The organism is Mesorhizobium neociceri, from assembly GCF_013520985.1.
Taxonomy (GTDB): domain Bacteria; phylum Pseudomonadota; class Alphaproteobacteria; order Rhizobiales; family Rhizobiaceae; genus Mesorhizobium; species Mesorhizobium neociceri.
Map to the genome: position 1 here is coordinate 1 of NZ_JACDTY010000040.1, position 24,845 is coordinate 24,845.

General features: G+C 63.1%; 24 protein-coding genes. 15 read left to right on the forward strand and 9 right to left on the reverse strand.

Going from position 1 to position 24,845, the window contains the following annotated elements:
• Window positions 1–317 precede the first annotated feature (317 nt).
• The 8 genes from H0241_RS34540 to H0241_RS34575 all read right to left on the reverse strand — a co-directional run bounded on the left by H0241_RS34540 (window position 318) and on the right by H0241_RS34575 (window position 7,735).
• Window positions 318–851: an NADPH-dependent FMN reductase gene (locus tag H0241_RS34540; RefSeq protein ID WP_181062178.1), complete on the reverse strand. Its 534-nt coding sequence runs from the start codon at window positions 849–851 to the stop codon at window positions 318–320.
• 39 nt (window positions 852–890) lie between these two features.
• Entirely contained in the window at window positions 891–1,511 is a 621-nt protein-coding gene (locus H0241_RS34545) for a pyridoxamine 5'-phosphate oxidase family protein (RefSeq protein ID WP_181062179.1), read from the reverse strand.
• 91 nt (window positions 1,512–1,602) lie between these two features.
• Window positions 1,603–2,274 carry a septation protein A gene (locus H0241_RS34550; RefSeq protein WP_181062180.1) on the reverse strand — a complete coding sequence of 224 codons (672 nt, stop codon included), beginning with the start codon at window positions 2,272–2,274 and terminating at the stop codon, window positions 1,603–1,605.
• A gap of 3 nt (window positions 2,275–2,277) precedes the next feature.
• A complete protein-coding gene (ftsY, locus tag H0241_RS34555) occupies window positions 2,278–4,197 on the reverse strand; it encodes a signal recognition particle-docking protein FtsY (RefSeq protein WP_181062181.1) in 1,920 nt (639 codons plus the stop codon).
• A 12-nt stretch (window positions 4,198–4,209) separates the two neighbouring features.
• Window positions 4,210–5,514 carry a tRNA (N(6)-L-threonylcarbamoyladenosine(37)-C(2))-methylthiotransferase MtaB gene (gene mtaB, locus H0241_RS34560; RefSeq protein WP_181062182.1) on the reverse strand — a complete coding sequence of 435 codons (1,305 nt, stop codon included), beginning with the start codon at window positions 5,512–5,514 and terminating at the stop codon, window positions 4,210–4,212.
• On the reverse strand, window positions 5,514–6,398 hold the full coding sequence (dapF, locus tag H0241_RS34565) for a diaminopimelate epimerase (RefSeq protein WP_181062183.1): 885 nt from the start codon (window positions 6,396–6,398) through the stop codon (window positions 5,514–5,516). The genes mtaB and dapF overlap by 1 nt, the downstream gene beginning before the upstream one ends.
• A 97-nt stretch (window positions 6,399–6,495) precedes the next feature.
• Entirely contained in the window at window positions 6,496–6,657 is a 162-nt protein-coding gene (locus H0241_RS34570) for a DUF1328 family protein (RefSeq protein WP_013892243.1), read from the reverse strand.
• Window positions 6,658–6,730: 73 nt separating this feature from the next.
• Complete coding sequence (locus H0241_RS34575) at window positions 6,731–7,735, reverse strand: MBL fold metallo-hydrolase (protein WP_181062184.1); 1,005 nt, start codon at window positions 7,733–7,735, stop codon at window positions 6,731–6,733.
• A 50-nt stretch (window positions 7,736–7,785) separates the two neighbouring features.
• Between H0241_RS34575 and H0241_RS34580 the strand changes: the two genes are divergently transcribed.
• The 3 genes from H0241_RS34580 to zapE all read left to right on the forward strand — a co-directional run bounded on the left by H0241_RS34580 (window position 7,786) and on the right by zapE (window position 11,360).
• Window positions 7,786–9,318 carry a hypothetical protein gene (locus tag H0241_RS34580; RefSeq protein WP_181062185.1) on the forward strand — a complete coding sequence of 511 codons (1,533 nt, stop codon included), beginning with the start codon at window positions 7,786–7,788 and terminating at the stop codon, window positions 9,316–9,318.
• Window positions 9,319–9,510: 192 nt separating this feature from the next.
• Window positions 9,511–10,050, forward strand: a complete 540-nt coding sequence (locus tag H0241_RS34585) for an AprI/Inh family metalloprotease inhibitor (protein WP_181062186.1) — start codon at window positions 9,511–9,513, stop codon at window positions 10,048–10,050.
• Between the two features lie 119 nt (window positions 10,051–10,169).
• Window positions 10,170–11,360, forward strand: a complete 1,191-nt coding sequence (gene zapE / locus H0241_RS34590) for a cell division protein ZapE (RefSeq protein WP_181062187.1) — start codon at window positions 10,170–10,172, stop codon at window positions 11,358–11,360.
• A gap of 56 nt (window positions 11,361–11,416) precedes the next feature.
• On the opposite strand, the gene H0241_RS34595 is transcribed toward zapE, so the two are convergent.
• Complete coding sequence (locus H0241_RS34595) at window positions 11,417–11,845, reverse strand: GNAT family N-acetyltransferase (RefSeq protein ID WP_181062188.1); 429 nt, start codon at window positions 11,843–11,845, stop codon at window positions 11,417–11,419.
• Between the two features lie 234 nt (window positions 11,846–12,079).
• Between H0241_RS34595 and mdh the strand changes: the two genes are divergently transcribed.
• From mdh to lpdA, 12 genes are all read left to right on the forward strand, one after another.
• Entirely contained in the window at window positions 12,080–13,048 is a 969-nt protein-coding gene (gene mdh, locus H0241_RS34600; RefSeq protein ID WP_023670541.1) for a malate dehydrogenase, read from the forward strand.
• Window positions 13,049–13,066: 18 nt separating this feature from the next.
• Complete coding sequence (gene sucC, locus H0241_RS34605; RefSeq protein WP_181062189.1) at window positions 13,067–14,260, forward strand: ADP-forming succinate--CoA ligase subunit beta; 1,194 nt, start codon at window positions 13,067–13,069, stop codon at window positions 14,258–14,260.
• 4 nt (window positions 14,261–14,264) lie between these two features.
• On the forward strand, window positions 14,265–14,825 hold the full coding sequence (locus H0241_RS34610; RefSeq protein WP_181062190.1) for a hypothetical protein: 561 nt from the start codon (window positions 14,265–14,267) through the stop codon (window positions 14,823–14,825).
• Between the two features lie 33 nt (window positions 14,826–14,858).
• A complete protein-coding gene (locus tag H0241_RS36015; protein ID WP_181062191.1) occupies window positions 14,859–15,230 on the forward strand; it encodes a cupin domain-containing protein in 372 nt (123 codons plus the stop codon).
• A gap of 2 nt (window positions 15,231–15,232) precedes the next feature.
• Window positions 15,233–15,727: a DUF1579 family protein gene (locus H0241_RS34620; RefSeq protein ID WP_181062192.1), complete on the forward strand. Its 495-nt coding sequence runs from the start codon at window positions 15,233–15,235 to the stop codon at window positions 15,725–15,727.
• Window positions 15,728–15,739: 12 nt separating this feature from the next.
• The gene (sucD, locus tag H0241_RS34625; RefSeq protein ID WP_181062193.1) at window positions 15,740–16,645 is read left to right on the forward strand and encodes a succinate--CoA ligase subunit alpha; all 906 of its coding nucleotides are present in this window, start codon (window positions 15,740–15,742) and stop codon (window positions 16,643–16,645) included.
• Window positions 16,646–16,766: 121 nt separating this feature from the next.
• Window positions 16,767–19,754: a 2-oxoglutarate dehydrogenase E1 component gene (locus tag H0241_RS34630; protein ID WP_181062194.1), complete on the forward strand. Its 2,988-nt coding sequence runs from the start codon at window positions 16,767–16,769 to the stop codon at window positions 19,752–19,754.
• 65 nt (window positions 19,755–19,819) lie between these two features.
• Window positions 19,820–21,106, forward strand: coding sequence for a 2-oxoglutarate dehydrogenase complex dihydrolipoyllysine-residue succinyltransferase (gene odhB / locus H0241_RS34635; protein ID WP_181062195.1), 1,287 nt, complete (start codon window positions 19,820–19,822; stop codon window positions 21,104–21,106).
• Window positions 21,107–21,122: 16 nt separating this feature from the next.
• On the forward strand, window positions 21,123–21,842 hold the full coding sequence (locus H0241_RS34640) for a DUF4241 domain-containing protein (RefSeq protein WP_328824965.1): 720 nt from the start codon (window positions 21,123–21,125) through the stop codon (window positions 21,840–21,842).
• Between the two features lie 32 nt (window positions 21,843–21,874).
• Window positions 21,875–22,351 carry a hypothetical protein gene (locus H0241_RS34645; protein ID WP_235984624.1) on the forward strand — a complete coding sequence of 159 codons (477 nt, stop codon included), beginning with the start codon at window positions 21,875–21,877 and terminating at the stop codon, window positions 22,349–22,351.
• A complete protein-coding gene (locus H0241_RS34650) occupies window positions 22,348–23,103 on the forward strand; it encodes an SDR family oxidoreductase (protein ID WP_181062197.1) in 756 nt (251 codons plus the stop codon). Before H0241_RS34645 ends, H0241_RS34650 begins: the two co-directional genes overlap by 4 nt.
• Window positions 23,104–23,128: 25 nt before the next feature.
• Entirely contained in the window at window positions 23,129–24,535 is a 1,407-nt protein-coding gene (gene lpdA, locus H0241_RS34655; RefSeq protein WP_181062198.1) for a dihydrolipoyl dehydrogenase, read from the forward strand.
• Window positions 24,536–24,845: the final 310 nt, after the last annotated feature.

A 24,845-nucleotide genomic window follows, 5' to 3' on the forward strand; every position in this document is an offset into this window, starting at 1 on the left:
CGCGAAGATCATTGGAAAGAGGTCGGGTCATCAGATGCTGGCCTCCACTCCAGCCAGCATCTTGAATCACAAAACCGACAAATCGGGAATCCCCTTCGATTCCATCAAGTCGTGAACCGCTCTAGCGGGACAACACCCCCCTCTGTCCTGCCGGACATCTCCCCCTCAAGGGGGGAGATCGGGTTCACGCCGGCTTTCGCCAATTTACGCCGTAGAAGAGCGCGCGCCGAAGCTGCCAATCTCCCCCCTTGAGGGGAGATGCCCGGCAGGGCAGAGGGGGGCGTGAAGGATCGCAAGCGTGGCAACGTGACTACTACTCAACGCGCCGCGATAAACTCCGCGAAAGCTGAAACCGCATTGCGCATCGCCAGCACATTCGTTGGCTCCGCCAGAATATTCTCCATCTCCAGCGGTTTCTTGCCGAGCAGGGCAATCTCCAGCGCGGTCTCCTCATACATCGCGAACGACATCGTCCGCATGATCTCAGCCAGCGCGGCGCGGGCGTAGAGCGAGCGCGCAGAGGCGTGCACCAGCATGGCCGGCTTGCCGACGGCGGCGTCGCGCGAGACCAGCCAGTCGAGCGCGTTCTTCATGCCGCCGGGCACGCCATGCGCATATTCGGGGCAGGAGACGATGACGCCGTCGGCGCCGGTGACGGCCTCGATCAGCCGCGCGGCCTCGCGTGGCGTGCGGTCGCCTTCGTCGTCGGGATTGAAGATCGGCAGCAGGCCAAGCCCGTCATAAACGGCTACGCGGCAATCCGAAGGCGCGTTCGCCGCCAGCGCCGCCAGCAGCGCCGAATTGGTCGAGGCGGCGCGCAGGCTGCCGGAGATGGCGAGGATGTCGATCACGGGCAAGGGGAACCGGAATGAGCGAATCGTGCGCGAAATCTACCACAGGGTCTTGCTGTAAGCCTCGTCCAGCGAGCGGTCGAAGTCGCTGACCGTTTCGGCATGCGCCATCTGATCGGACAGGATCTGGCCGAGCGTCGGCAATGTCGCGCGGTCGTACCAGCTGTCCGGTTTCCACAATTCTGAGCGCATGAAGGCCTTGGCGCAGTGCATGTAGGCGGCCTTGACGCTCACCACGACGACGCTTTGCGGTTGCTTGCCGTCGACGGCGAGCCGCTCGCGCAAACCCGCATCGATGGTGATGCGGGCGTCGCCATTGATGCGCAGCGTCTCGTTCATGCCGGGGATGAGGAACAGCAGCCCGACCGAGGGGTTGAGCAGGATGTTTTCCAGCGTGTCCAGCCGGTTATTGCCGGGTCGGTCGGGAATGGCGATGGTCCTGTCGTCGAGAACAAGGGCGAAGCCGGGTTTGTCCCCTTTCGGCGTCACGTCGGCATTGCCGGCGTTGTCGGCCGAACCGATCAGCACGAAGGGGCTTTTGCCGATGAAGGAGCGGCAGTGGCCGTCGAGCGCCCTGAGTTCCTTGCGCATCGAAGCGTCGGTCGGGCGCGGCGTCTTGTAGATCACCCTCAGTTCGTCGCGCGTGGTGACGAATTCCATGGCCCGTCTCCGTTTATTCTGACGCAATTCCCAGGGAAAGCGCTCCGCGCTTTTCCCGGGAAAACCGTTTCACACTTTTCCTGGAATTGCTCTATTTGCCAGCTTTCTCCGCATTCTCGGTCTTGTCATCCAGCGAATGACGCAGGATCAGCGGCATCTGGCTGAAGGTGAACAAAAGCGTGATCGGCATGATGCCCCAGACCTTGAAGGTAACCCAGAAGTCGGTCGAAAAATTCCGCCACACCACTTCGTTGGCAAGAGCCAGGAACAGGAAGAACAAGCCCCAGCGGAAGGTCAGCTTGCGCCAGCCTTCGGCGTCGAGGCGAAAGGCCGAATCGAAGACATAACCGAGCAGAGAGCGGCCGAAATACAGGCCGCCGAGCAGCACGCCGCCGAACAGCGTGTTGACGATGGTCGGCTTCATCTTGATGAACACATCGTCCTGCAGATAGAGCGTCAACGCGCCGAAGATGAAGACGACGACGCCCGAGACCAGCGGCATGATCGGCAAAGTGCGCATCAGCAACCACGAGGCGGCCAGCGCGACCGCAGTCGCGGCCATGAACAGGGCTGTGGCGACGAAGAGCGGCCCGCCGAACTCGGCCAGGACGGGCAATTTCTGCACCAGCCATGCGCTGCGTGCATTGGCGAAGAAGAACACCATCAGCGGCCCGAGCTCCAGCACCAGCTTGAGCAGCGGATTGACGCTTTCTTTCTTCTTCTGCGGGTCGGACGGGTCGCGTTCGAGGATGGGTGGGTTCATAGTTTAGGCCACTCCAGCGATCGCCCTGGCGAATTCGCTTGCCGAGAAAGGTTCGAGATCGTCGACCTGTTCGCCGACGCCGATGAAATAGACCGGCAGTTTGTGCTTTGCCGCGATTGCCACCAGAATACCGCCGCGCGCCGTGCCGTCCAGCTTGGTCATCACCAGGCCGTTGACGCCGGCGACATTGCGGAAGATCTCGACCTGGTTGAGCGCATTCTGGCCGGTGGTGGCGTCGACCGTCTGCAGCACGGTGTGCGGCGCCTCTGGGTCGAGCTTGCCAAGAACGCGCACGATCTTTTCGAGTTCGGCCATCAGTTCGGTCTTGTTTTGCAGCCGGCCGGCGGTGTCGATGATCAGCACGTCGGAGCCGGCTTCCTTGGCCCGCTCGAAGGCGTCATAGGCGAGGCCGGCGGCATCGGCGCCGATCTTGGAGGCGATGACCGGCGATTTCGTCCGCTCACCCCAGATTTTCAGCTGCTCGATGGCCGCAGCGCGAAACGTGTCGCCGGCGGCCAGCATCACCGACAGGCCGCCATCGGTCAGTTTTGCCGCCAGCTTGCCGATCGTCGTGGTCTTGCCGGTGCCGTTGACGCCGACCACCAGGATGACATGCGGCTTGTGCGAGAGGTCGAGCTCCAGCGGCATTGCGACATGGGTCAGCACCTTTTCCACCTCGGCCGCCATGATGCTGCGGACATCCTCGTCGGAGACATCCTTGCCGTAGCGGCTGGCAGCGAGCGCATCGGTGACGCGCAGCGCGGTCTCCAGGCCGAGATCGGCACGGATCAGCACATCCTCCAGATCCTGCAGGGTCTCTTCGTCGAGCTTTCGCTTGGTGAAGACGCCGGCAATGTTGCCGGTGAGTTCTTTCGAGGAGCGGGCGAGCCCGTCGCGCATGCGCTGGAACCAGGAACGCCGCGGCGCCGGTTCCGGCGCTTTGACCGGCTCAGCCTTCTGCTCAACCTTTTTGGTGACGGTGACCTTGCCGGGAGCGGGTTTGGGCTCTGGCGAAGGTTGCGGGGATGGCGCTGGCGCGGGCGCTACCTCGCCGATGATGAGCTTGGCTTCGACCGGCGTGCGCTTTACCTCCCCCTCGATGGGGGAGGTCCCAAGCGCAGCTTGGGGGTGGGGGTGACTGGCGCCAGCGTCGGCGCTGTCACCCCACCCCGCCGCTGCGCGTCGACCCTCCCCATCGAGGGGAGGGTGAGGCGTCGGCGCTTCTGCCTTCTCCCCGTCCCTATACGGGGAGAAGGTGCCGGCAGGCGGATGAGGGGCAGCGCTGGCTTCGGCCGATGGCTGCGTGGAAGGCGTCGCCGGTGGCGGCACCTCGACGGGAGCCGGCGTCTCGGCTGGGACCTCGGCCGGTGCCGGCACTTCGGCAGGCGCGGGTTCCGGCAGTTTTTCCGGGCGCGCCGGTTCAATCTCTGGCTCGAGCGGCGCCGGCGGCACCTCTTGCGGCTGTGGTTCTGGCTCTGGCTCCGGAGCGGCGGGCGGAACTTCCTCAGGCGCCGGCGGTTCGGCAGGCGTTTCAGGCGCAGGCTCTTCTTCCGGCGCGGGCTCCGGCAGCGGTTCCGGCTCGGAGGGGACGACCGGCTCTGGCGCGGGAATGGTTGGCGCAGGCTCGGGTTTCGGTTCTTCGACGGGGGCCAGTTCCGGTGCGGCCTTTACCTCCCCCTCGATGGGGGAGGTCCTAAGCGAAGCTTGGGGGTGGGGGTGATCAGCGTCGGCGCCATCACCCCGCCCCGCCGCTTCGCGTCGACCCTCCCCATCGAGGGGAGGGTGGGGCGCCTGCTCGGCGGCCGGCTTCAGCGCTTCAAGCGCTTCCCATTTGATGGGCGGCAGCGGTGTGGTCTCGTCGATGCGCTCCTCGACGACTTCCTTCTTGCCGAACGAAAATATCTTCTTGAAAAAACCGGCCATGCTTCAATCGTCTCAGGCGGCGCGGGCGGTGAGCGGCGCCGCGGTCAGCCGCGCGCCGTCATGGCCGGTAATAGTGGCCTCGACGATCTCGCCCGGCGCACCGGCGGCGATGGCGGCCAGCGTAAATCCTTCGGTGCGGCCGAGGCCGTCGCGTTCGATCAGGATCGACTGGCGCGTACCAGGAAGCGATGCGAGATGACGGCGATACGCAGCTTCGCCGGCGGCGCGCAGCCTTGCGGCGCGCTGTTTGACCACTTCGCGGCGGACCTGCGGCATGCGAGCGGCGGGCGTGCCTTCGCGCGGCGAGAACGGGAAGACATGCAGATGCGTCAGCCCGCACTCCTCGACGATTTTTATCGAATTCTCGAACATGTCCTCGGTCTCGGTCGGGAAGCCGGCGATGATGTCGGCGCCGAAGACGATGCCAGGGCGCAATTTGCGCACTTCCTCGCAGAAGCGGATCGACTGATCGCGCAGATGCCTGCGCTTCATGCGCTTCAAGATCATGTCGTCGCCAGACTGCAGCGACAGGTGCAGATGCGGCATCAGCCTGGGTTCGGTGGCGATGGCGTCGAGCAGATCGTCATCGGCCTCGATCGAATCGATGGAGGACAACCGCAACCGCTTCACGTCGGGCACCTGCCTGAGGATGGTTTTCACCAGCTTACCCAGCTTTGGCGCGCCCGGCAGGTCGGCGCCGAAGCTGGTCATGTCGACGCCAGTCAGCACGATTTCGGCATAGCCGTTGCCGGCGAGCCTTTTGACCTGCTCGACCACGGCGCCCATCGGCACCGAGCGCGAATTGCCACGGCCATAGGGGATAATGCAGAAGGTGCAGCGATGGTCGCAGCCATTCTGCACCTGGACGAAGGCACGCGCCCGGCCTTCGATGGCGTCGACCATATGGCCGGCGGTCTCGCGCACCGAGAAAATGTCGTTGACGCGCGCCTTTTCGGTGTCGTTGACGCCGAAATCCGGCAGAGCGCGATAGGAGTTGGCCTTCAGCTTCTCCTCATTGCCGAGCACGAGGTCGACCTCGTCCATGGCGGCGAAATTCTGCGGTTCGGTCTGCGCCGCGCAGCCGGTGACGATGATGCGCGCCTGCGGATTTTCGCGGCGGGCTTTGCGGATCGACTGCTTGGCCTGGCGCACAGCTTCCGAGGTGACAGCGCAGGTGTTGAAGATGATGGCGCCGCCTTTGAGCGCGCCGAGGCCGGCGCTTTCGGCCTCGCGCCGCATCACCTCGGATTCATAAGTGTTGAGACGGCAGCCGAAGGTGACGACATCGATGCCCTTAGAGTCGGCAAGGAAAGACATCAGGCCGCGCTTTCGGTATCGCGAACCCAGGCGCCGGTCGAGGGATCGAAGCTGCCGGAGAATTCCCATTCGGCGGCACCGGTGAGAATGACATGGTCATCGTCGCGCCATTCGACATGCAGCGTGCCGCCGCCGGGTGCAAGCAGGCTGACGCTGCGCCCGGTGCGCCGAGTGCGGGCAGCGGCGACCACCGATGCGCAAGCAGCCGAGCCGCAGGCCTTGGTCAAGCCGGCGCCGCGCTCCCAGGTGCGGATGATCATCGTCTCGGGCGACGTCACCTGGGCGATGGTGATGTTGGCGCGCTCGGGGAAGATCGGATGGTTTTCGAGCAGCGGGCCGAAGCGCTCGAGCTCGTAGGACCAAACGTCGCGGTCGACCCAGAAGATGGCGTGCGGGTTGCCCATCGAGAGAGCCGAAGGCGAATGCAGCACCGGCGCGTCGATCGGGCCGATCTGCAACTCGATCATGCGGGTGTCGCGGAATTCTTCCGCCAGCGGAATGTCCTGCCAGCCGAAGCGCGGCGTGCCCATGTCGACCGAGATGGTGCCGTCGGCGTGTTCAACGGCGTTGAGGATGCCGGCGCGGGTCTCGAAGGTGAAAGTCTTTTGCCCAGTCTCGGCGGCAAGCGCCTGCACGACGCAGCGCATGCCGTTGCCGCAGGCCTGCGCGCCTGAGCCGTCCGAATTCAGGATGTCGACATAGTAGGCCGTACCTGGCGTGCGCGCATCATGGATCGCCATGATCTGGTCGAAACGGGTCGCGGCATCGGCGTTGAGCGCAAGGGCCGCGGCCGCCGTCACCCGATCCGCACGGCCGCGCATATCGGCAACGATGATCTCGTTGCCGATGCCGTTCATCTTGGCGAAAGGGGCCGTGCTTGCCATTGCTCCGAAAATTCCGTGTCCGTTTGGCGCTATATGGCGGAAACGGGCGGGAATTACCAGTCTGCAGGCGTGTTGAGTTACGGCGATGACGCCAGACTTACGTCACCGCGAAGACACCAAACAAGATCAACAGGAAGATAATCAGCACGATGCCGATAAGGATGCGAGCGCCCGTGGCTGCGGCCCCGGCCAGCGCCGGCATGCCGAGAAGGCTGGCGGCGGCGGCTATGATCAGGAGAATGATGATCCATCTGAGCATGGTATGCCTCGCGGGCCATAGATTGAAACTCAATGAAAACGCGGCTGGCGCGCTTGGGTTCCGCTGGCTGCGCTCAAGGTACGTCCCAGATTTCGCCCGGCCGCAAGGCGCGAAACCGCTCTTGTGGCATGCGCTGCGCCTGCAGCGCTTCGGCCAGTTTTTGCGCCGGCTCGTCGATCGGTTCGTCGGTGAGCCGGAACGTGCCCCAGTGGCAGCCTGCGGCGTGAGCCGCGTTGCACAATTTCATGCCTTGCACAGCTTCGTCCGGGTTCTGGTGCTGCGGCGCCATGAACCAGCGCGGCTCGTAGGCGCCGATCGGCAGGATGGCGAGGCGGAAGGCGCCATGCTTTTCGGCCATCAGCCGGTAGTTGGCGCCGCCATGGAAACCGGTGTCGCCGGCGAAATAGGTCTTTCCGGCCGGAGTTTCGACGACGAAGCCGGCCCACAGCGCCATGCGGCGGTCGCGCGCGCCGCGCGCCGACCAGTGATGCACCGGCTCGACATGGACGGCGACATCGTCGCCGATGTCGATGCGCTCGCCCCAATCATGCGCCGTCATTCGCATGCCCGGCACGGCAGCGTCGATGATGGCGTCGTTGCCCAGCGGCGTCAGCACCTGCGGATCGTGCTTCGCCTTCAGCCGCTTGAGCGTGGCAAGGTCGAGATGGTCGTAATGATTGTGGCTGACCAGCACCAGGTCGATCGGCGGCAGCTGGGAAAACGCGATGCCCGGCGCATTGACGCGCCTGGGTCCGGCAAAGGAGAGCGGCGACACGCGCGGCGACCACACCGGGTCGGTGAGGATGTTGAGGCCGGCGGTCTGGATCAGCAGCGTGGAATGGCCGACCATGGTCAGCCGCAGCCTGCCGCCGTCGATGCGCGCCGCCGGCTCTGTCGGTTCAAACGGGCTTGGATTGGCTGTCGGCCATTTCGAGCGCTCGCCGCTCAGCTGCCATTTCAGCAGATCGGTGAAGCGGCCGGGCATCTGGCCGTCGGGGTTGAAGAACAGAGTACCGTCGAAATGGTCGCTGGGCGGGCCGCTGTAATAGCGGTTGGCGGCTCTCTTTCTCGCGGCCAAGGTTTCGGCTCCGGCAGGTTTCTGTCCTTGCTAGATAGGGACGTGGCTCTTTGGCGCAAGCATTTGCCGGGCCGATGCCTGTCTCGGCCAAAATGCCGGGCGCTGGTGCGGGCGATGATTTCCGGTGTACGATCATGCAGCAGAACGGAGGGCCGCCCATGCGTTGGCAAGTTCTTGCAATCATAGCGGCGATCATCGGGATCGCGCCGGCCGCCGCCGCGCAAACACAGCCCAGCGCCTGCACCCACACGCCAACGATCCTGGATGCGGGCGATTTCCTGCTCGCCGAACCGGCAACATTCCCGAATTTCTGGCGCGACCGTTTTGGCGACGACGCGGCCTATCTGAAGATACGCTATGGCGGCCTCCCCTACGCCGAGGGCACAGCGCTTATTGCAGGGTTGGAAAAACGCAGTCATCCGCCGCTGCGCGTCGCCGAACTCAGACTTGCCTACGCAAAAACGCCGGACCGGGCGGCGATGATTGCCGGCATGCAGCCGCTGCCCAACGCGAAGTCGATTCTGCCTCAGCTTGGCCAATCCGCCTTGCGCGCGCTCGTCACCGAGGACGGCGGCGACTGGCTGCTGGGCGAACTGGCGCGCTGGCGTGCGGCTGACGCCGACCAGTTCGACGCGTCGAGGATTTCCGTGGGGCTTGCCCAGGTACTGGCGGACCTTGATGATGATGCCAAGTCGCGCCTTGCCAAAAGGGCGGAAGATGCGGGCATCTGGCCCATGGCACTGGAGATGCGGGCAGTCAAAGACGACCTCTCCGATTACGTCGTTTACCTCGACAGGCTTCCACCTGCGGTACGTCCCGACAAGGGTGGCCGCACAGGGTTTATCCGCAAAGCCCTGAACCTGGCCAATCTTCGCCCTTCCTTCGATATGGCCAAACAGCCAGCGGAGGTGCAGGCGCTCGACGGTCAAAACGATTTGGGCTCAGCCATCCGGTCGATCGGGCAGCTGATTGCCTATGTTCCTCAAACTGCGATCTTGCTGCCCCTCGTGAACCAGACCGGCAACCTGAGCCTCGGCACAGCGGTGGCAGGGGCGATCAACGCGCAGATTGCCGCAAAACATCTCGACCCGATCAACAATCCCGATACGGTCACGGCAACCATGCTCGACGGGATCGACTACGTTCTTGGCCGCCGCGACCGGGAGCATAATTTGCGCGACGCTCTAATCTCTGAAATGCAGGGCGAAACGGCGGAGTCGTTCATGGACAGGGCGTTAGCCCGGGTGATGTTGGCCTCCTTCATGCTAGACAATGGGGCCGAACCGCCACGTCGCCCGGATCTGCTCACAGCAACCTTCCCCTGGGAACAGTGGGTCGGATTGGCCGGCAAGCTGAAGGCCGGCGAAGCCATCGCGCCGGAAGATCGAATCGCTGCGGCCGATCTCATGATCGCAGCCGACCGTCCTGCGGATGCGTTGGCCTTGCTGAAAACGGCCGGCGATTGGAAGACGGCAGTGCGGCGCTCTCATGAGCTGGCGCTTAGGCTGGACCGCCGATGCGCCGACCTGCTGCGGCCGCCAATGCCGGTTTCGCAGCCGCTCTACCGGTTCGAGCCGCGTTAGGGCACCTTTGTCTCAAGTTGCGGATGACGATGAGGTACCCCGCTGGCCGGATGATTGCGATAAATTTGCAACAATTCTTGCTGCAAACCCTATTTTAACCATATCGGGTTGAAATTTCGCCACCTTCTCCATCTTGGTGAGGGTGAGATTGTGCGGACGGCTTCCCCCCAGCCGGATCCGACGGAGGTTGACATGACATTTTCGAGAAGCGGCCTGGTGGCCGTATCGCTGGCAGCGCTGTTTGCAAGCGGCTGTTCGACCTCGCGTTTTTCATCGATGGATGACCAGCAGCCGGCGCCGCTGCAGCCCGCGCCCGCCGGCACGGTGAGCGGAAGCCAGCTGCCGCCGCCGGCAGCGCCGGGCACCACCGATCCGTCGCAGTTCCCGACCGCGCCTGCGGGCGCCCAGGTCGCCTCGCTGCCGCCGGACGGATCGGCGCCGGCAGGTGCTGCGGACCTCACCGCGGCCAGCGTTGCCGGCGTCTGGAACGCCAGCGTTTCGGGCCAAAGCTGCAAGGTGGCAACGCCGCAGACCAAATTCGGCGCCGGCTATCGCGCCGGACCGTTGCATTGCCCGGCACCGATCGACGGCATCAAGTCGTGGAACGTCGCCGGCAAGCAGCTGACGCTCTATGACGAAAATGGCGGCACGCTGGCGCGGCTCTATTCATCGGGCGGTTCGAAATTCGACGGGCAGACTTCCACTGGCCTGCCGATCTCGCTTACAAGATAGGTCACCATTTGGAGCGGTTCAGCGTTCGATAGACTGCCGAACCACTCCAGCTATCTTGTTTTGTGCCATTCCGGACGGAAAACCGCTTTCCTGGAATCGCTTCCACAGCGACGTGACCGATGCATCTGCGTGACGGCCTCCAGACCCATGCGACCGTCAGGCAGCGCTACGACCATCTGGTCGATACCGGCGCCATCGACCGCGATCCGGCGCAGGAGCGCATCGCCGCCGCACTCGACCGACTGACCGAGGAGATTTCGGTCAAGCGGCTGGCACACAAGTCGAGCGCGCTCGGCTGGCTGTTTGCCCGCAAGCGCGAGACGCGCGAGGTCGTCAAAGGCCTCTACATTCATGGCGGCGTCGGCCGCGGCAAGACCATGCTGATGGACATGTTCTTCGAGCTCTTGCCGGCCCGCCGCAAGCGCCGCGTGCATTTCAATGACTTCATGGCCGATGTGCAGGACCGCATCCAGAAGCATCGGGCCGCGCGCAAGAACGGCGACGTCAAGGAGGACGATCCGATCCCGCCAGTGGCGCTTCAGCTTGCCGAACAGGCCTGGGTGCTGTGCTTCGACGAGTTTTCGGTCACCGACATTGCCGATGCGATGATCCTGTCCAGGTTGTTTTCGGCGCTGTTTGCCAATGGCGTGGTTCTGGTCGCCACCTCCAATGTCGCGCCCGAAAATCTCTATCGCGACGGGCTGAACCGCCAGCTCTTCCTGCCCTTCATCAGGATTCTCGAACGCCACGCGATAGTGCTGACGCTCGATGCCGACAAGGACTACAGGCTGGAAAAACTCGCCCGCACGCCGGTCTATGTCACACCGGCGGATGCCGAAGCCGACCGCATGCTGGACGAGGCCTGGCAGGCGATGACACGGGAGGTGCCGGTCGCCTCGACGACCGTGGCGGTGAAGGGCCGGCAGGTGGTGGTGCCGGCAGCCGCGGGCGATGCGGCGCGGTTTTCCTTTGCCGATCTCTGCGAAAAGCCGCTCGGCGCGCGCGATTTCCTGGCCATTGCCGGCCGCTTCTCGACCATCTTCATCGATCACATCCCGGTGCTCGGCGAAGGCAGGCGCAACGAAGCCAAGCGCTTTATCCTGTTGATCGACACGCTCTACGATCATCACACGCGGCTGGTGGTGAGCGCCGAGGCCCCGCCGCCTGAGCTCTACACGGCCAAGCGCGGCAACGAGGTGTTCGAATTTGAGCGCACGGCCTCGCGGCTCATCGAGATGCAAAGCCGCGACTGGCTGGAAGATTGGGCGGAAAGGCAGAAGGAAAAGGCGATGACGGAAGCGCAGGCCTGAAGGTCCAAGAGGTCGTTCTATAGCGATCCTTCGCGCCCCCCTCTGTCCTGCCGGCTTTACAGCTCATACACATACATCACAAACGCCTCCGCCGGCCCATGCACCTCCCTGCGCGATTCATAAAGCGCGCGGGCTGGAACGTTGTCCGGCTCGGTGCCGACCCAGGCTTCGCCGCAGCCATTCTCCCTGCCAATCGCAAACATGGCGTCGAGCATTTTTCGTGCGATGCCCTGGCGCTGGTAGGCCGGCGAGACGCCGACCTCGTCGATGTAGAGCTCGGTCACCTTGTCGGGATGGCGGTGGATGACGGCGGCACACTGGCCGACGACAATGCCGTCGGCCAGCGCGACAATCATCATATGACCGGACGAGGCGAGGTAGGCGGACAGCCTATCGGTCCGCACCGGCTCGTCGAACACGTCTTCGGCGATGCGCTTCACAAGGGCGTCATCGCCGGCATATAGTCTTCTGATTTCCACGTTCATTGTGTAAAACCTCTCAAGTCGGCTTACAAACTTTGACGTTTACGTAAATCCCAATGTTTCTAACCGATTGAAATTATTCACTCGAAAATAATCGATTGAATATATTTCCCACCAAGGCTACTGGATGCGGCGAAATCTCGCGGATACCGCAGCATTCCGGCCTCTTCCTCGACGCCGTCAACCAGATCGCCAGAGATTTGGGCGTCGTCACAGACAAAGGGAAAATTTCCTCACATGGCACGCAACAAGATAGCGCTCATCGGCTCCGGCATGATCGGCGGCACGCTGGCTCACATGATCGGCCTCAAGGACCTCGGCGACGTGGTGCTGTTCGATATTGCCGAGGGCATTCCGCAAGGCAAGGGGCTCGATATCGCGCAGTCTTCGCCGGTCGACGGCTTCGATTCCAGGCTGACCGGCGTCAACGATTATGCCGGTATCGAGGGCGCCGACGTCTGCATCGTCACCGCCGGCGTGCCGCGCAAGCCGGGCATGAGCCGCGATGATCTGCTGGGCATCAACCTCAAGGTCATGGAACAGGTCGGCGCCGGCTTGAAGAAGTACGCGCCGAAGGCTTTCGTCATCTGCATCACCAACCCGCTCGATGCCATGGTGTGGGCGCTGCAGAAGTTTTCCGGCCTGCCCAAGACGCATGTCGTCGGCATGGCCGGCGTGCTCGACAGCGCGCGCTTCCGCTATTTCCTCGCCGAGGAGTTCAAGGTCTCGGTCGAGGACGTCACCGCCTTCGTGCTCGGCGGCCACGGCGATTCCATGGTGCCGATGATCCGCTATTCGACGGTGTCGGGCATTCCGCTGCCGGACCTCATCAAAATGGGCTGGACCTCGAAGGAAAAGCTCGACCAGATCGTCCAGCGCACCCGCGACGGCGGCGCCGAGATCGTCGGCCTGTTGAAAACCGGCTCGGCCTTCTACGCGCCGGCAGCTTCCGCGATCTCGATGGCTGAATCCTACCTCAAGGACAAGAAGCGCGTGCTGCCATGCGCGGCGCATCTCTCGGGCCAGTATGGCGTCAAGGGGACCTATGTCGGCGTTCCTGTGGTCATCGGCGCCGGCGGCGTCGAGCGCATCATCGAGATCGACCTCAACAAGGCCGAGCAGAAGATGTTCGACGCTTCGGTGGCGACGGTGCAGGGCCTGACCGAGGCCTGCGTCAAGATCGCCCCGCATCTCGCCTCGAAGTGATCCCCGGAGACCATCCAGATGAACATCCATGAATATCAAGGCAAGGCGCTGCTGAAGAGCTTTGGCGCGCCGGTGGCCGAAGGCGTGCCGGTGTTCAAGGCGAGCGAGGCGGAAGCCGCGGCACAAGCGCTTCCCGGCCCGCTCTATGTGGTGAAGAGCCAGATCCATGCCGGCGGCCGCGGCAAGGGCACGTTCAAGGAGCTTGGCCCGGACGCCAAGGGTGGCGTGCGGCTGGCGAAGTCGGTGGCCGATGTCGTCGCCAACGCCAATGAGATGCTCGGCCACACGCTGGTGACCAAGCAGACCGGCCCGGCCGGCAAGCAGGTCAACCGGCTCTACATCGAGGACGGCGCCGACATCGAGCGCGAGCTTTATCTGTCGATCCTGGTCGACCGCGCCGTCGGCCGCATCGCCTTCGTCGTTTCGACCGAGGGCGGCATGGACATCGAGGGCGTCGCCCACGACACGCCGGAGAAGATCATCACCGTCGCCATCGATCCGGAAAAGGGCGTGACGCCAGCCGATGTAAAGGCGCTCAATACCGCGCTGAAACTTGACGGCGACGCCGCCAAGGATGGCGGCACGCTGTTCCCGATCCTCTACAAGTCCTTTGTCGAAAAGGACATGAGCCTGCTCGAGGTCAACCCGCTGATCGTCATGAAGAACGGCCGGCTGCGCGTGCTCGACGCCAAGGTGTCGTTCGACAACAACGCGCTGTTTCGCCACCCCGAGCTGATGGAACTGCGCGACACCACCGAAGAGGACGAAAAGGAGATCGAGGCGTCGAAATACGACCTCGCCTATGTCGCGCTCGACGGCAATATCGGCTGCATGGTCAACGGCGCCGGCCTTGCCATGGCGACGATGGACATCATCAAGCTCTATGGCGCCGAGCCCGCCAACTTCCTCGATGTCGGCGGCGGCGCGTCGAAGGAGAAGGTAACGGCGGCGTTCAAGATCATCACCAAGGACCCGGCGGTTAAAGGCATTTTGATCAACATCTTCGGCGGCATCATGAAGTGCGACATCATTGCCGAGGGCGTGATTGCCGCGGTCAAGGAAGTCGGCCTGCAAGTGCCGCTGGTGGTGCGTCTCGAAGGCACCAATGCCGAGCTCGGCAAGAAGATCATCAACGACAGCGGCCTGAACGTGGTGTCGGCCGATGATCTCGACGATGCAGCCAAGAAGATCGTGGCGGTGGTGAAGGGCTGAGCGGATGCAACCCAGCCGCCTTCTGTATGCAATCGGGTTCGGCTGTCTGGCCGTTCCGTCGCAGGCAGAAGAGATTTCGGATGCAGTCGTACTCTATGAGAAAATTTGCATCGCGTCTGACGGCGATTTGATGAGAAGCGAGCAGTTGGCTCTAGAGAATGGGTTTTCGATCTGGTCGAACGATTTTGGCGTAAAAACTTATAATCGCGACCGATCCGGAAACCTCTCCAAGCCATTTGTGACTTTGAAGTCTGCGAGAACGGATGGAAATAGCCCTGCTATTGATGTTTGCGAGGTTTTTGGAACTACGACTCGGATATCCGACTTTGATAATTATGTCCGATTGCAGGGTTTGATCGAAGTTCCAAAAGAACAGATTGTTGATGATGTGCCGGACCAAACCGTGGTGCGGCTCTTCGTAAGCAAAGAATGTGAGATTTCTGTCCAAAACGATGGGAAGTGCCGCTTTGTCGGAACTATAAGCGACCAACCGCCAGATGGTAAGCTGACTGGGGTTTTTCGTTTTGGGACTAATTCTCAGCATCATCAGGGCACGCCAGAATGATCCGCATCGCAAGTTTCAAGGAGGAATGATCCCGTGCCTCCGCGCAAGATAAACCTCGTCGAGGCGGCGGATCAAAAGATCAGCAAGGTCTTTGATCCGCACATCGCCGGCGACGTCAATGACAGCCAGGCGAAGGTCGCCAAGTTCGGCGAAACCTTCGACTGGCACGCGCATGAGCATGAGGACGAGGCTTTCCTGGTGCTGCGCGGGCGCATCGCCATCGATTTCCGCGACGGCCCGGTCGAGCTTGGAGAGGGCGACTTCATCGTCGTGCCGAAGGGCGTCGAGCACCGGCCGCGTTCGCTGACCGCGGAGCCTGTGGTGCTGATGTTCGAGCCGGCGACGACGCTCAACACCGGTAATGCCAAGAGCGACCTCACCGTCACCGATTTGAAGCGGCTCTGACCATGAACGCAGCCGCCTTCTCCTCGCTCTCGGCCGACCACCAGCGCCTGCAGGCGCTGGTCGGCGCCTGGCACGGCGAGGAGGAGGTGGCGGAGACGCAATGGGCCGATGGCGGCACGGCGACGTCGGAAGTGCTGGCTGAGGCACAATTCGGCGGGCTGTTCGTGGTGCAGCGCTATCGCCAGCGCCGTGACGGCACGATCTCGTTCGGCTCGCACAGCGTGTTCGGCTTTGATCAGCCAAACAGCCTCGTCACCATGCATCAGTTCGATTCGATGGGCTTTGTTCCGGCCTCGCCGGCCACAGGAACGTGGAACGGCGTTGAGCTCACTCTGGAGCGGTCATCGCCGCGCGGTGCAGCGCGCGTGACGTATAGTTTCGACACTGCCGATGCCTACCGGATGCGACTGCATTTCAAACCTGCCGGCAGCAGCTGGCAAGACATGGTGAGCGGCGTCTACCGGCGCGTCTCGCCTTCCTCGATCAACGGTTTTTAGAAAAGGGCTCCGATGTCCATTCTCATCGACAAGAACACCAAGGTGCTGGTGCAGGGCCTGACCGGCAAGACCGGCACGTTCCACACCGAACAGGCGCTGGCCTATCACGGCACCAAGATGGTGGGCGGCATCCATCCCAAGAAGGGTGGCGAGACCTGGACCGGCGCCAAGGGCGAAAGCCTGCCGATCTTTGCTTCGGTCGCCGAGGGCAAGGAAAAAACCGGCGCCAATGCCTCGGTCGTCTATGTGCCGCCGGCGGGTGCCGCCGAAGCGATCCTGGAAGCGATCGAGGCCGAGATCCCGCTGATCGTCTGCATCACCGAAGGCATTCCGGTGATGGACATGGTCAAGGTCAAAGCGCGGCTCGACCGCTCGACCTCGCGGCTGATTGGGCCGAACTGCCCGGGCGTGCTCACCCCCGACGAATGCAAGATCGGCATCATGCCCGGAAACATCTTCCGCAAGGGCTCGGTCGGCGTTGTTTCGCGCTCGGGAACGCTTACCTATGAGGCTGTGTTCCAGACCACCAATGTCGGCCTCGGCCAGACCACCGCCGTCGGCATCGGCGGCGACCCCGTCAAAGGCACCGAGTTCATCGACGTGCTCGAGATGTTCCTCGCCGACGACGAGACCAAGTCGATCATCATGATCGGCGAGATCGGCGGTTCGGCCGAGGAAGACGCCGCACAGTTCCTCAAGGACGAGGCCAAGCGCGGCCGCAAGAAACCGATGGCGGGTTTCATCGCCGGGCGCACCGCGCCGGCCGGCCGCACGATGGGCCATGCAGGCGCTGTCATCTCCGGCGGCAAGGGCGGCGCGGAAGACAAGATCGCGGCAATGGAATCGGCCGGCATCAAGGTTTCGCCATCGCCGGCACGGCTGGGCACGACCCTCGTCGAGGCGATCAAGGCTAAGTGAGTAGCGAGTAGTGAATAGCGAATAGCGAAAAGAGAGTAACGGCGCGACTTGGGAAAAATCCCTACTCGCTACTCACTATTCGCTTTTGAAAAGGAGACGGAGCCAGGCTCCGCAGACAAAAATGGCAAGACAAGATCAGGCCAACGACCAGTTTTCGCTCACCTCTTTCCTGTATGGGGGCAATGCCGATTACATCGACGCGCTGTACGCGTCCTATGAGGATGATCCGGAGTCGGTAAACCCCGAATGGCAGGACTTCTTCGCGGCGCTGAAGGACGATGCCGGCGATGTGCGCAAGAACGCCAAGGGCGCCTCCTGGGCAAGGCCCTCCTGGCCGCTGCAGGCCAATGGCGAGCTGGTGTCGGCGCTCGACGGCAATTGGGGCCTGGTCGAGAGGACGGTCGAAAAGAAGGTCAAGGACAAGGCGGTCACCAACGGCGTCGTGCTGTCGGATGCCGACGTGCATCAGGCGACGCGCGATTCGGTGCGCGCCATCATGATGATCCGCGCCTACCGCATGCGCGGCCATCTGCACGCCAATCTCGACCCGCTAGGCATCGCCAAGCCGCTCGAGGATTATAACGAGCTGTCGCCGGAGAATTACGGCTTCACATCAGCCGACTACGACCGACCGATCTTCCTCGACAATGTGCTCGGGCTCGAATTCGGCACGATCCGGCAGATGCTGGAGATTCTCACCCGCACCTATTGCTCGACACTCGGCGTCGAGTTCATGCACATCTCCGATCCCGAGGAGAAGGCCTGGATCCAGGCCCGCATCGAAGGCACCGACAAGGAGATCTCCTTCACCGCCACCGGCAAGAAGGCGATCCTGCAGAAACTGGTCGAGGCCGAAGGCTTCGAGCAGTTCATCGACGTCAAGTACAAGGGCACCAAGCGCTTCGGCCTCGATGGCAGCGAAGGGCTGATCCCGGCGCTGGAGCAGATCATCAAGCGCGGCGGCCAGCTCGGCATGAAGGAGATCGTGCTCGGCATGGCGCATCGCGGCCGGCTGAACGTTCTGTCCCAGGTGATGGCCAAGCCGCACCGCGCCATCTTCCACGAGTTCAAGGGTGGCTCGGCCGCTCCCGACGAGGTCGAAGGGTCAGGCGACGTCAAGTACCATCTCGGCGCTTCGTCGGACCGTGAGTTCGACGGCAACAAGGTGCATCTGTCCTTGACCGCCAATCCCTCGCATCTGGAAATCGTCGACCCGGTGGTGATGGGCAAGGCGCGCGCCAAGCAGGATTATCTGTTCGGCCGCAGCCGCGAGGAGATCGTGCCGCTGGAAGAGCGCGCCAAGGTGCTGCCGCTGCTGCTGCATGGCGACGCTGCCTTCGCCGGCCAGGGCGTGATTGCCGAAATCCTCGGCCTGTCGGGCTTGCGCGGCCACCGCGTCGCCGGCACGCTGCATTTCATCATCAACAACCAGATCGGCTTCACCACCAATCCGCGCTTCTCGCGCTCGTCGCCCTACCCGTCCGACGTCGCCAAGATGATCGAGGCGCCGATCTTCCACGTCAATGGCGACGACCCGGAAGCCGTCGTCCATGCCACCAAGGTGGCGATCGAATTCCGTATGAAGTTCCACAAGCCGGTGGTCGTGGACATGTTCTGCTATCGCCGCTTCGGCCACAATGAGGGCGACGAGCCGGCTTTCACCCAGCCGATCATGTACGCCAACATCCGCAATCATAAGACGACGGTGCAGATCTATGCCGACCGGCTGATCGCCGAGGGCCACATCACCCAGGCCGAACTCGACAAGATGAAGGCCGACTGGCGCGCGCATCTGGAATCGGAATGGGAAGTCGGCCAGCACTACAAACCCAACAAGGCCGACTGGCTGGACGGCGCCTGGTCTGGCCTGCGCACGGCCGACAACCAGGACGAACAGCGCCGCGGCAAGACCGCCGTGCCGGTCAAGGTGCTGAAGGACATCGGCAAGAAGCTGACCGAGGTGCCGAAGGGGTTCGAGGCGCACAAGACCATCATCCGCTTCCTCGAAAACCGCCGCCAGGCGATCGACTCCGGCGAAGGCATCGACTGGTCGACGGCCGAGGCCCTGGCCTTCGGCGCCATCCTGCTCGACGGCAATCCGATCCGGCTGTCCGGCCAGGATTCCGAACGCGGCACCTTCTCGCAACGCCATTCGGTGCTTTACGACCAGCGCGACGAGACCCGCTACATCCCGCTCAACAATCTGTCGGCGGCGCAGGCCGGCTACGAAGTCATCAACTCGATGCTGTCGGAAGAGGCGGTGCTGGGCTTCGAATATGGCTACAGCCTGGCCGAGCCGAAGGCGCTGACCTTGTGGGAAGCGCAGTTCGGTGACTTCGCCAACGGCGCCCAGGTGGTGTTCGACCAGTTCATCTCCAGCGGCGAACGCAAGTGGCTGCGCATGTCGGGCCTCGTCTGTCTGTTGCCGCATGGCTATGAGGGCCAGGGGCCGGAACATTCGTCCGCCCGGCTCGAGCGCTTCCTGCAGCTCTGCGCCGAAGACAACATGCAAGTCGCCAACTGCACCACGCCTGCCAACTACTTCCACATCTTGCGCCGGCAGCTGAAGCGAGACTTCCGCAAGCCTCTGATCCTGATGACGCCGAAGTCGCTGCTGCGCCACAAGCGGGCCGTGTCGACGCTGCCGGAGATTTCGGGCGAAAGCTCGTTCCACCGGCTGCTTTGGGACGATGCCCAGCTGTTGCAGAACCAGGCGATCAAGCTGGTCAAGGATTCCAAGATCCGCCGCGTCGTGCTGTGCTCGGGCAAGGTCTATTACGACCTCTACGAGGAGCGCGAGAAGCGCGGCATCAACGACATCTATCTGCTGCGTGTCGAACAGCTCTACCCGTTCCCGGCCAAGGCGCTGATCACCGAACTGTCGCGTTTCCGTAACGCCGAGATGGTGTGGTGCCAGGAAGAGCCCAAGAATATGGGCGCCTGGTCGTTCATCGATCCGTATCTGGAATGGGTGCTGGCGCATATCGATGCCAAGCATCAGCGGGTGCGCTACACCGGACGTCCGGCGGCGGCATCGCCGGCGACCGGCTTGATGTCGAAGCATCTGGCGCAGCTCGCTGCCCTGCTCGAAGACGCGCTCGGTGAATAAAGCAGAATTGGGCGAATAACAGAACTCGGCCCATAGAACAGACAGAGAAGAAACGGACAGGCACAATGGCTACCGAAATCCGCGTTCCCACTCTCGGCGAATCCGTCACCGAGGCGACCATCGGCAAGTGGTTCAAGAAGGTCGGCGATGCCATTGCCGTCGACGAGCCGCTGGTCGAGCTCGAAACCGACAAGGTGACGGTGGAGGTGCCTGCGGCCGCCGCCGGCACGCTCGGTGAAATCGTCGCCAAGGAAGGCGAGACCGTCGGCGTCGGGGCGCTGCTCGGGTCGATTTCGGCCGGCGGTGCGGCCGCTGCTACGGCGAGCAAGCAGGAGACCAAGGCGGTGGCGCAGGCTTCGAGCCCGGACGCCGCACACACCACCAAGCAGGCCGCTGCCGAGACGGCCAAGATCGCCGGCGACGCCGGAGCGGTCGAGCCCCGCACCATGCCGCCGGCGCCGGCAGCCGCAAAGCTGATCGCCGAGCACAATCTGTCGGTCGATCAGGTGTCCGGCTCGGGCAAGCGTGGCCAGGTGCTGAAGGGCGATGTGCTCGACGCCATTTCCAAGGGCGCGCCGTCGCAGCCGGCCGAAATGCCGAAGGCCGCACCGGCGCCGGTTGCGGTGCGGGCGCCGTCCTCCGGTGACGATGCGTCGCGCGAGGAGCGCGTGCGCATGACCAAGCTGCGCCAGACCATTGCGCGCCGGCTGAAGGAAGCGCAGTCGACCGCCGCCATGCTGACCACCTTCAACGAGGTCGACATGTCCGCGGTGATGGCGCTCAGGACCAAGTACAAGGATATCTTCGAGAAGAAGCACGGCGTGAAGCTCGGCTTCATGGGCTTCTTCACCAAGGCGGTCACCCACGCCTTGAAGGAAATCCCCTCGGTCAATGCCGAGATCGATGGCACCGACATCATCTTCAAGAACTATGCCCATATCGGCGTTGCCGTCGGCACCGAGAAGGGTCTGGTCGTGCCGGTAGTGCGTGATGCCGACCAGATGTCGATTGCCGAGATCGAGAAGGACATCGGCCGGTTGGGCATTGCCGCGCGTGATGGCAAACTGTCGGTCGCCGACATGCAGGGCGGCACGTTCACGATCTCCAACGGCGGCGTTTACGGCTCGCTGATGTCGACGCCGATCCTCAATGCGCCGCAGTCGGGCATCCTCGGCATGCACAAGATCCAGGACCGGCCCGTCGTGGTCGGCGGCCAGATCGTGATCCGGCCAATGATGTACCTGGCGCTCAGCTACGATCACCGCATCGTCGACGGCAAGGAGGCGGTGACCTTCCTGGTCCGCGTCAAGGACAGCCTGGAGGATCCGGAACGGCTGGTGCTCGATTTGTGATCGGGCTGGTCTCGCCGTGAGCTATTGGCTGGAACGGTTCGGGTCCGCGCTGGGTCGCGTACTTCGGATTTCTCGGCCAACTGCCCCGGCCGCTGCCGCTTCGCCGAAGAAATCAATCGAATCGGGTCCGCCGCCGGAAAACAGCAATCTTGGCGTCTTCACTCTCAGCTGTGCCGAGATGGCTGAACGGAAGATTATTGTTACCACGATCGGTGAGCTCGAGTTGCCGACGGGCGAAATCGTCGCCTGCGACCCGCTGATCACTGGGCTGGGACGTCCTGCGTTTAGCCGCAAGGTAAGACCTGGGCGCTATCCGGTCGTGTTGCTTGAGGCGCGGGGCCGCGTTGCAGCGGCGGTTTTGTGTTTCGGCCCCGGCTTACCAGTGCGGTGGGAATTGGCCACCTTCGCTCGCGATCGCCCATCGGCTTATGAGTTTGAATTTATCGTCGATGACGCGGTTGCGTCGTTCATGGACAAGTCGGTCCTGACGATGATGTCCGATCCTGAGGAACTCGACGACTATCTTGCTGACGTTGCGTGTTTTAGAGACAGGTTTGTCGTGGATAGTCCGATCGATGGGAATCCGCTTAATATCGCTATGTGCGATACTGGCTGGGGTGACGGGGCTTATCGTTCCTTTTGGGGATTGGACGGGGCTGGCGAGCCGCTGCTCTTGATGACCGACTTCGAAGTGCTCGAAAACGCCGACGGCCGCGAGAGCAATCAGGGCAACTGATGGTAAACGTCACCTCGCCCATGATAGGATTTATGGCCGGGTCGCTGGCTTTTCTCTCCGTGGATTATGGGGCGAGCGCCGCCTGCCCGCTTGCGCTCGCCGTCTATGGCGATGCCGAGAGCGATGCCGGCATAGATTTCCGGCCGACGACGGATGCGGTCACCGTCACCAACTCCTTCAAGATGGTGCTCGACAAGGGCGTCGTGCTCGACGGCATCGTCATGTGGACATCCGGTGTTTCGCGGCCGCATGGATCGCTGATGTACAAATGCCCGACCGGCGACGTCACCGGTGACGAGCTTGCCGCCTGCACGGTCTGGCAAGGCGTCGTCTACAGCGCCGATGACAAGGGCAACATCGCGCTGTTGGCGGCGGAAGGTACAGACGCGCCGCAGAGTCTGATCTTCCCCGATCTTGGCCCGTCGCTGCAGATGTCGTCGGCCTTCGGCCCCAATGGATTTTCGAAACTGCCCTGGGATGTGTTTATTTTGAAAGGCTGTCAGGAATGAGCGTGGTGCAAAAGGTGCTTCTGGTCACCGGCGGCAGCCGCGGTATCGGCGCCGCCGTTTGTCGTCTCGCGGCGAAAGCGGGCTACCGCATCGCGGTCAACTACGTCTCCAACCGGAATGCGGCCGACGCACTGGTTGCGGAAATCGAGGCTGCAGGCGTCGAGGCATTCACCGTCAAAGGCGATGTCGGCGTCGAGGCGGATGTGCTCGGAATGTTCGAAGCCGTCGACCGCCGCTTCGGCAGGCTCGATGGCCTCGTCAACAATGCCGGCATCGTCGACGTCAAGGCGCGCGTCGACGAGATGAGCGCAGCGCGGCTGGAGCGCATGATGCGCATCAATGTCATCGGCTCCATCCTCTGCGCACGCGAGGCCGTGCGACGCATGTCGACGCTTCGCGGCGGCACGGGTGGCGCCATCGTCAACATCTCGTCGGTCGCAGCAGTGCTGGGCGCGCCGGGCTTCTATGTCGACTACGCCGCTTCCAAGGGTGCGATCGATAGCTTCACCGTCGGACTTGCCCGCGAAGTGGTTGAAGAAGGCGTGCGCGTCAATGCGGTGCGCCCGGGCATCATCGAAACCGAAATCCATGCGTCCGGCGGGCTGCCGGACCGGGTGGCGCAGATCAAGGAAATGCTGCCGATGAAAAGGGCGGGCACGGCGGATGAAGTCGCGCATGCCGTTCTCTATCTTTTGTCGGATGAAGCGTCCTATACGACGGGCGCGATCCTGAATGTAAGCGGCGGCCGCTGAAGGCCAGATAAAAAAGGACCCCATCATGGCTTATGACGTCGTTATCATCGGATCGGGACCGGGCGGCTATGTCTGCGCCATCAAGGCGGCGCAGCTCGGGCTGAAGGTCGCGGTGGTCGAGAAGAACGCCACCTTCGGCGGCACCTGCCTCAACATCGGCTGCATCCCGTCGAAAGCGCTGCTCTTTGCCTCCGAGATGTTCGCCGAGGCCGGCCATTCCTTCGATACGCTGGGCGTCGAGATACCGGCGCCAAAACTCAATCTGAAGAAGATGATGGCGCACAAGGATGCGACCGTTTCGGCCAACGTCAACGGCGTCGCCTTCCTGTTCAAGAAGAACAAGATCGATAGTTTCCGTGGCACCGGCAAGGTGATCGCCGCCGGTAAGGTCTCGGTGACCGGCGAGGACGGCAAGGTCGAGGAGATCGAGACCAGGAACATCGTCATTGCCACCGGCTCCGACGTCGCCGGCATTCCCGGCGTCAAGGTCGACATCGACGAGAAGGTGATCGTGTCGTCGACTGGCGCGCTGTCGCTGGAGAAAGTGCCGGGCCATCTGGTGGTGGTCGGCGGCGGCGTCATCGGGCTGGAGCTCGGCTCGGTATGGGCGCGGCTCGGCGCCAAGGTCACCGTGGTTGAGTTCCTCGATACCATTCTGGGCGGCATGGACGGCGAGGTTTCAAAACAGTTCCAGCGGCTGCTTTCCAAGCAGGGTTTCGAGTTCAAGCTTGGCGCCAAGGTGACCGGGGTCACCAAGGCCAAGAAGGGCGCCACCGTTACCTTCGAGCCGGTCAAGGGCGGAGCGGCCGAAACCATCGAGGCCGACGCGGTGCTGATCTCGACGGGACGCCGCGCCTATTCGGACAGCCTCGGGCTGAAGGAAGCCGGCGTCGAGGTCGACGAGCGCGGCCGGGTCAAGACCGACGGCCATCTCAGGACCAACGTCGCCGGCATCTATGCCATCGGCGATGTCATCGCCGGGCCGATGCTGGCGCACAAGGCGGAGGACGAGGGCGTGGCGGTGGCCGAGACCATTGCCGGCCAGGCCGGCCATGTGAACTACGACGTCATCCCAAGCGTCGTCTACACCAGCCCGGAAATCGCTTCGATCGGCAAGACCGAGGAGGAGCTGAAGAAGGCCGGCATCGACTACAAGGTGGGAAAATTCCCGTTCACCGCCAACGGCCGCGCGCGCGCCATGCTGCACACCGATGGCTTCGTGAAGGTCCTCGCGGACAAGGCCAGCGACCGCGTGCTCGGCGTCCACATCGTCGGCTTCGGAGCCGGCGAGATGATCCATGAGGCAGCGGTGCTGATGGAGTTCGGCGGCTCGTCGGAAGATCTCGCCCGCACCTGCCACGCGCACCCGACAATGTCGGAAGCGGTCAAGGAAGCGGCGCTGGCCACGTTCTTCAAGCCGATCCATATTTAAGGGCGACGAGGAAGTTGCGACACGTCGGCGGGACAGCACCCCCCTCTGTCCTGCCGGACATCTCCCCCTCAAGGGGGGAGATTGGACGTCACCTACGCTTCGCCAACCTTCAAGGGATTCTTGCGCTTCCGATTGAGCGCTGTTCGCGAAACAGCCGATCTCCCCCCTTGAGGGGGAGATGTCCGGCAGGACAGAGGGGGGCGGTGAAGGATCGCAGCGCTCGCCAATAAGCCCCCCAAAACAAAACGGCCCGCTTTGCAGCGGGCCGTTCGTCGTTGAATTCAGTGGCCTGATTACTGGGCCGGTGCGG

Coding starts and splice junctions, on each gene's coding strand:
- H0241_RS34545 (WP_181062179.1), bottom strand. CDS start 1,511: ATGGAATTCGTCACCACGCGCGACGAACTGAGGGTGATCTACAAGACG.
- H0241_RS34550 (WP_181062180.1), bottom strand. CDS start 2,274: ATGAACCCACCCATCCTCGAACGCGACCCGTCCGACCCGCAGAAGAAG.
- ftsY (WP_181062181.1), bottom strand. CDS start 4,197: ATGGCCGGTTTTTTCAAGAAGATATTTTCGTTCGGCAAGAAGGAAGTC.
- mtaB (WP_181062182.1), bottom strand. CDS start 5,514: ATGTCTTTCCTTGCCGACTCTAAGGGCATCGATGTCGTCACCTTCGGC.
- dapF (WP_181062183.1), bottom strand. CDS start 6,398: ATGGCAAGCACGGCCCCTTTCGCCAAGATGAACGGCATCGGCAACGAG.
- H0241_RS34570 (WP_013892243.1), bottom strand. CDS start 6,657: ATGCTCAGATGGATCATCATTCTCCTGATCATAGCCGCCGCCGCCAGC.
- H0241_RS34585 (WP_181062186.1), top strand. CDS start 9,511: ATGACATTTTCGAGAAGCGGCCTGGTGGCCGTATCGCTGGCAGCGCTG.
- zapE (WP_181062187.1), top strand. CDS start 10,170: ATGCATCTGCGTGACGGCCTCCAGACCCATGCGACCGTCAGGCAGCGC.
- H0241_RS34595 (WP_181062188.1), bottom strand. CDS start 11,845: ATGAACGTGGAAATCAGAAGACTATATGCCGGCGATGACGCCCTTGTG.
- mdh (WP_023670541.1), top strand. CDS start 12,080: ATGGCACGCAACAAGATAGCGCTCATCGGCTCCGGCATGATCGGCGGC.
- sucC (WP_181062189.1), top strand. CDS start 13,067: ATGAACATCCATGAATATCAAGGCAAGGCGCTGCTGAAGAGCTTTGGC.
- H0241_RS34610 (WP_181062190.1), top strand. CDS start 14,265: ATGCAACCCAGCCGCCTTCTGTATGCAATCGGGTTCGGCTGTCTGGCC.
- H0241_RS34620 (WP_181062192.1), top strand. CDS start 15,233: ATGAACGCAGCCGCCTTCTCCTCGCTCTCGGCCGACCACCAGCGCCTG.
- sucD (WP_181062193.1), top strand. CDS start 15,740: ATGTCCATTCTCATCGACAAGAACACCAAGGTGCTGGTGCAGGGCCTG.
- H0241_RS34630 (WP_181062194.1), top strand. CDS start 16,767: ATGGCAAGACAAGATCAGGCCAACGACCAGTTTTCGCTCACCTCTTTC.
- odhB (WP_181062195.1), top strand. CDS start 19,820: ATGGCTACCGAAATCCGCGTTCCCACTCTCGGCGAATCCGTCACCGAG.
- H0241_RS34645 (WP_235984624.1), top strand. CDS start 21,875: ATGGCCGGGTCGCTGGCTTTTCTCTCCGTGGATTATGGGGCGAGCGCC.
- H0241_RS34650 (WP_181062197.1), top strand. CDS start 22,348: ATGAGCGTGGTGCAAAAGGTGCTTCTGGTCACCGGCGGCAGCCGCGGT.
- lpdA (WP_181062198.1), top strand. CDS start 23,129: ATGGCTTATGACGTCGTTATCATCGGATCGGGACCGGGCGGCTATGTC.